This is a genomic window from uncultured Nevskia sp., assembly GCF_903885465.1.
GTDB lineage: Bacteria > Pseudomonadota > Gammaproteobacteria > Nevskiales > Nevskiaceae > Nevskia.
Window position 1 is genome coordinate 1 of record NZ_CAISIQ010000519.1, and the last position, 6,335, is coordinate 6,335.

The 6,335-nt window shown below is 66.8% G+C and carries 4 protein-coding genes; 3 read left to right on the plus strand and 1 reads right to left on the minus strand.

Annotation, left to right across the window (positions count from 1 at the left end; all coding sequences use genetic code 11):
• Window positions 1-8: 8 nt before the first annotated feature.
• From QZY06_RS19950 to QZY06_RS19960, 3 genes are all read left to right on the plus strand, one after another.
• On the plus strand, window positions 9-1,052 hold the full coding sequence (locus QZY06_RS19950) for a FecCD family ABC transporter permease (RefSeq protein ID WP_367275691.1): 1,044 nt from the start codon (window positions 9-11) through the stop codon (window positions 1,050-1,052).
• On the plus strand, window positions 1,049-1,852 hold the full coding sequence (locus QZY06_RS19955; protein WP_295687489.1) for a heme ABC transporter ATP-binding protein: 804 nt from the start codon (window positions 1,049-1,051) through the stop codon (window positions 1,850-1,852). Before QZY06_RS19950 ends, QZY06_RS19955 begins: the two co-directional genes overlap by 4 nt.
• A gap of 100 nt (window positions 1,853-1,952) precedes the next feature.
• Entirely contained in the window at window positions 1,953-5,120 is a 3,168-nt protein-coding gene (locus QZY06_RS19960; protein ID WP_295687491.1) for an EAL domain-containing protein, read from the plus strand.
• Window positions 5,121-5,144: 24 nt separating this feature from the next.
• On the opposite strand, the gene QZY06_RS19965 is transcribed toward QZY06_RS19960, so the two are convergent.
• A partial coding sequence (locus QZY06_RS19965) for a glucose-6-phosphate dehydrogenase (NADP(+)) (RefSeq protein WP_295687494.1) occupies window positions 5,145-6,335 on the minus strand: 1,191 nt, incomplete at its 5' end.

Below are 6,335 nucleotides of genomic sequence, written 5' to 3' on the forward strand. Positions count from 1 at the left end.
GCACCGTTTTGTTCCAGTTCAGGCTGTCCAACCCTTCCAAGTCACTTCGGCTGCCTCTGTTCGGCGGTCTGACGCTGTTGCTGGTGGTTGCGACGGTATTCGCGCTGACCCGTGGCACCATCGCAATCGACTGGGCGACGCTGTTCGTCCCCGGCACCGATCAGGCCATGCAGACCACCGCTCTGCTCGAACTGCGCCTGCCCAGAGTGCTGCTGGCGCTGCTGATCGGCGCGGTGCTCGCTCAAGCTGGCGCTGTCACCCAGGCGCTGTTCCGCAATCCGCTGGCCGAACCGGGCCTGATCGGCGTTTCCGCCGGTGCCGCACTCGCTGCGGCCATCGTCTTCACGCGGCTGGATGGGCGTCTCGGCGGGCTGGCGGCCTGGCAGGGCGTGGTGCTGCCGGTCGCCGCGTTTGGTGGCGGCTTGCTTGCCGCCGTCATCGTGCTGCGTCTGTCCCAACGCGACGGCGTCACCCGGATGACGACAATGTTGCTCGCTGGCACGGCCATCAACGCTTTCGTCGCGGCGATCGTCGGCCTGCTGTCCACCACCGCCGACGACTCCGGCCTGCGCGGCTTCACCTTGTGGATGTACGGCAACCTGGGCCGCGCCGGCTGGAACGAGATCGCCATCGTTGGCCCGGTGCTGCTGATCCTGCTGCTGTGGCTGCCGCGCGAGGCGCGAGCGCTCGATGCCCTGCTGCTCGGCGATGCCGAAGCGCTGCACCTGGGCGTGCCGGTGGAACGCCTGAAGCGGCGCATCCTGATCGCCGTCGTGCTGGCGACGGCGGCAGCGGTATCGCTGGCCGGCATCATCGGTTTCGTCGGCCTGATCGTTCCGCATGCGTTGCGCCTGATTGCCGGCCCTGGACACCGCCTGCTGCTGCCAGCGTCAGCGCTGGCCGGTGCGCTGCTGCTGGTGCTGGCCGATACGGCTGCGCGCACCCTGGCAACGCCAGCCGAATGGCCGGTCGGCGCGCTGACTTCGGCGATCGGCGCGCCGTTCTTCCTGTTCCTGCTGCTGCGGCTGCGCGACCGCGCGGGGCTGACATGAGCTTGGCAGCGGTTCATGCCGGCTACGGCGTACGCGGCAGGCGCCTGATCGACGACGCCAGTCTGGTGCTGCAACCCGGCCAACTGCATGTGCTGCTCGGCCCGAACGGCGCCGGCAAGTCGACCTTGCTGCGCCTGCTGGCCGGCGATCTGAAGCCCGATGGCGGCCAGGTTTCGCTTGATGATCGGCCGCTTTCCGCGTGGCCCAGCGCGGCGCTGGCACGGCGGCGCTCGGTGATGATGCAGCGCGAGGACCTGCCGTTTCCGTTCCGGGTCGATGACGTGGTCACCCTTGGCCGCCTGCCCTGGCAGCGCAGCGCCGAAGCACCGGGCGAGCAGGCGATCATCGCCGCGGCATTGGTCGAAGCCGGTGCCGCGGGCCTCGCGGGTCGCCGCTACAACGAACTGTCCGGTGGCGAGCGCGCCCGCGTCCAGCTGGCCCGTGCGCTGGTCCAGATCAGCGCGCCGGACGACCGCGAAACGCGCTACCTGCGGCTCGATGAACCCACCGCCAGTCTCGATTTCGCGTTCCAGCATCACTGCCTGCTGACCATGCGCCGCCTCGCCGCGCGCGGCGTCGGCGTACTGGCGATCCTGCAGGACCCGAATCTGGCGCTGCGGCACGCCGACACCGTATCGCTGATCGAACGCGGCAGGATCATTGCCCACGGCGTGCCGAACGAGGTGCTGGCACCGGAACGTCTATCCGCGCTTTACGGCCTGACGATCGACGCCGTACGCGGCCCCACCGGGGCGATCTGCCAGCTATTCGCCACCGGCTCGGCAACCGTCCCGACGTGAACCGCAGACCACTGGTTCAGGGCGGCGGTCCGTGTCATCGTCCAGATCGTGATCGCCTGATGACCGGCGCCGTTCCCCTGTCGTACTGCCTGCCTTGTCGATGAGTTCTCCCCGCCCTTCCTCATCCCTTCAATCAGGCCTGCGCTGGCACCAGGGACTGCAGTTCCGCCTCGGCCTGTTGTTCGCACTGTTGCTGGCGGTGCTCGGCGGTGTTGCGTTCTTTGCAGCGGATCGCCTGATCGGCCGCGGCCTGGAACAGGCCACCTTCCGCTTCGAAACGGCGATCAACCAACGGCTGCTCGCCGAAACCGGCCAGATCGTTCGCAGTACCGAGCAGTTCGCCCAGCTGCTGGCGCTGACCGCCACCAACCCCGACGCCGCGCTGCGAGCGCGGCTCGGCGAACGTCTGCTGCAGAACCTGCCGATCGCCAGCTATGGCCTGTGGCCAGAGCCTCTGAACACCGCTGCCGGCACGCGACGGAGCAGCCAGTTCTGGCGCATCACCGACAGCGGCAAGCCTGAAGCCCGCGACGATTACAACGCGCCGGATGCCATCGCCTACTGGCGCGAGCCCTGGTATACGCCGTCGCGCATCGCCGGCGGCAGCCGCTGCCTGTGGTCGCCGGTTTATCGCGATCCGCTGCTCGCCCGCGATGTGGTGACCTGCAGCGTGGCTATCATCGGCGCACGCGGTTTCGAGGGCGTGGCCACTGTCAGCGTCGATATCGGCAAGCTGAGCCGCCTCTTCTTGACCGGCGGCGAAGCACTGCGCAGTTACGCCGTGCTCAGCGACCGCAGCGGCCAGATGCTGGCGGTATCGGCCCTGGCCCGCGACCGGCTCGGCGCCGTCGTCGGTAGCAGCCGCAACCTGCCTGAACTGGCCCAGCGCGAAGCCCGCTATAACCCGGTGGCGCTGGCCATCCATCGCCGCAGCGAAGCGTTCCGGGCCGATGCGCTGCGTTCGGCAAGCTACGACGCTCGCCTGGTGTCCTCGCTCAAGGACAACAGCCGCGAGTTGTCGAGAGTCGCTGCAGAAGACGCCTTGGCCGCCGTCTGGAACGCCAACGATGGCCGCGCTGCGGATGCACCGGAGCGATTGAAGCTCGACCTTGATCCGGTCCTCGGCGAAAGCAGTTACGCGGTGTTGTCGACAGTGCCCGATGCTGGCTGGCAGTTGCTCAGCGTGTCGCCGACGCGCGAAGGCAACGATGCCATGATCTATCTGGTCACCCAGGCTCTGATCGTGACCCTGGGCACCGCCGTGCTGGTGCTGGTGGTGGCGTTCGTGCTGCTGCGCGGTACCGTGATCCGGCCGCTGCGAAGGATGACGCAGGCCATCGCTCGCGCCGAACAGGACGACCAGGGCACCGAGCAGGACGTGACTCTCGACGAGTCCGGCGCTGGCGAACTGCGCCTGCTCGCGCACTGGCACAACGAACGCAGCGGAAGGCTGCGCGACCTGCAGGATCGCGCCAGCCTTGCACTCAGCCAGTTGCACAGCGAAACGGCGGAGCGGGTTCGCGCCCAGGACCAGTCGCTGCGTCTCGGCGAGCGCAATCAGTTGCTGATGAGCAGCCTCGACGACGGCATCGCCGTACTCGACGAACAGGGCGCGATCGTCGAGTTGAATGCCATCGCCGAGCAATGGCTTTCGACCACCCAGCGCAATGCTCGTGGTGCACCGTTCGGCTCCGTACTGCAGGCGCGGCTTGGCAGTCTCGAGGGCCCGGCGCTGCCGGATCTGATGCAGCAGATTCGCGATACCGGTGCCCGCATCGATTTCCCAGACGGGGTGATTCTCGTCGGCAACGGTGCCCAAGGCCATGAACGGGGACAGGACCTGGGCCGCGAACTGGGCCTGAGCGCAGTGCCGATCCGTAGCCGCGTCGACCGCATCACCGGCTGCCTGGTCGTGCTGCGCCGAGCTGGCGGGCAGCGAGTGGCCGGCCCCTTGTCGGGCAGCGTCGCCCAGGAGTTCGTCGATCCGGTCACCGGGCTCGGGGGCCGCAAGGCCTGCGAACGAAGAGTGCGCGAACTGCATGCGCAAGCCCAGAACGCAGGCCGCGAAGGGCGCAACGATGAACCGCTGCATGCGCTGGCAAAACTGGATTTCCCAGAGCTTCGGCGGGTTCGCGAAACCCGCAGCCACAGCGATGCCGATGCCCTTGCCGCGCGCTGCGGTGAACGTCTGGCCGCACTCAGCGGCGGTTCGGATCACGTGTTCCGGCTGACACCGGACCGCTTCGCCGTGCTGATCGAAGCCCGGACCGGCGAACAGGCGCGGCTCGATGCCGAAGCGCTGCGGGCGCACATCGCTGAACAGCGCCTTCTCAGCGGCGATGACTGGATCGAGGTGCATGCCGTGATCGGCCTCTGCCTGATCTCCGCAGACGTTGGCTCGGCAGCCGAAGTCATGCGTCGTGCCGGCATCGCCTGCGATCACGCCCGCAGGAGTCAGGCGGTGGTGCTGCACGGCGCCGGACTCGAAGTCGGCACTGGCATCGATCAGGAAACGCTGTGGGTGCGGCGTATCGAACGCGGCCTGGAGGAACGCCTGTTCCACGTCACCACGCAGCGCCTGCAGCCGTCGCGCGCGCTGGCATCGGAAGGTGAAGTCTTCGAAGTGCTGCTCGCCCTCGAAGACGAGGAAGGCTTCTGGGCGCCGTCGTCGCTGTTCCTGCCGATTGCCGAACGACATCTGCTCGGTTCGCAACTCGATCGCTGGGTCATCCAGGCGCTGTTCGAGCGGCTGGCCGCCGACAGCGCGCTTTGCGGCCGGATGGCAAGCTGCGGCGTGCATCTCTCCGAGGATTCGCTGCACGACGCCACGCTGATCTCGTTCATCGCCGAACAGATCAACAGCCATCCCGACGTGCCGATCGGCAAGCTGTGCTTCGAACTGCGTGACGACACACTGACCGGCAATCCGCAGCAGGCCAAACGCTGCTGCGAAGCGCTACGGCGGCTCGGCGCGAAGATCGCGATCGACCACCGCACCGGTCGGCAGATCGGTTACGTCGAGCAGTTGCGCGGCATGCCGGTGGATTACGTGAAGCTCGATGCCGCCCAGTTCCAGCGCATTGCCGAAGACGACATCGAGCAGGCGCTGGCCGAATCGGCGCTGAAACTGGCCAGACTGATCGGCGGCCGAACCATCATCGGCGCAGTCGACAGCGAAGCGCAGGCCACCATCTGGCGCAGGCTCGGCGCCGATTACCTGCAAGGCCAGGCGATCGCCAAGCCGAGCCCGGTGCCGTTCAGAAGCTGAGGCGCTGCAGTTGCAGCGAAAGACTCAGCTTTTCGTCTTGTTCGGATCGCGCCAGGCGCGCTCGAACGGTAGCCGCCAGGCATGCGGGGCGACCAGCTGATGGATTGCCTTCGGTCCCCACGAGCCTGGCTCGTAGAAGCGCACCGGCGGCGGTGATTCCAGCAACTCTGCCGACACTTCCCAGAGCCGTTCGATGCCTTCGGCGGTGGTGAACAAGGTGTGGTCGCCGCGCATCGCGTCGAGGATCAGGCGTTCATAGGCTTCGAGCACATCGCCGATCAAGCCGGTGTCGTGCATCGCGAACTGCAGGCTCAGCTTGTCCAGCCGCATGCCCGGGCCCGGCCGCTTGCCGTAGAAACTCAAACTCATCTTCGAAGCATCGGCGAGATCGAAAGTCAGATGATCCGGGCCTTGCGCGCCAACGCCGGAGCCGACCGGAAACATGCTTTTCGGCGGCTCGCGGAAGGCGATCGAAATGATTCGCTGCCCTTCGGCCAGACGCTTGCCGGTGCGCAGGTAGAACGGCACGCCGGCCCAGCGCCAGTTGTCGATCGCGCACTTCAGCGCAATGAAGGTTTCGGTATCCGATTCCGGATCGACACCGGTCTCGGACCGATAGCCGGCGTACTGGCCACGCACGACATTGATCGGATCGATCGCCAGCATGCTGCGGAAAACCTTGTTCTTCTCTTCGCTGATCGGCCGCGGCTCCAGCGCCGTCGGCGGCTCCATCGCCATGAAGGCGAGGATCTGGAAAAGATGGGTGACCACCATGTCGCGGAAGGCGCCGGTCTGCTCGTAGAAACCGGCTCGCGTGCCGAGGCCCAGAGTTTCCGGAACGTCGATCTGCACGTGGTCGATGAAATTGCGGTTCCAGATCGGTTCGAACAGGCCGTTGGCGAAGCGGAACGCCAGGATGTTCTGCGCAGCCTCCTTGCCGAGGAAGTGATCGATGCGGAAGATCTGTCGTTCGCGGAACGTCTGGTGCACGAAGTCGTTGAGTTCGATCGCGCTGGCCAGGTCGGTGCCGAACGGCTTCTCCATCACCACCCTGGATCGCTCGACGAGGTTCGCCTCCTTCAGCATCGTGATGACCGCACGCGCAGCCTTCGGGGGGACTGAAAGATAGTGCAGCCGACGGGTTTCCGGTCCCATTTCCTCTTCAGCGGCCGCCACGGCGGCGGCCAGCGCCTCGGGTCCTGCGCCCTGTGGAAC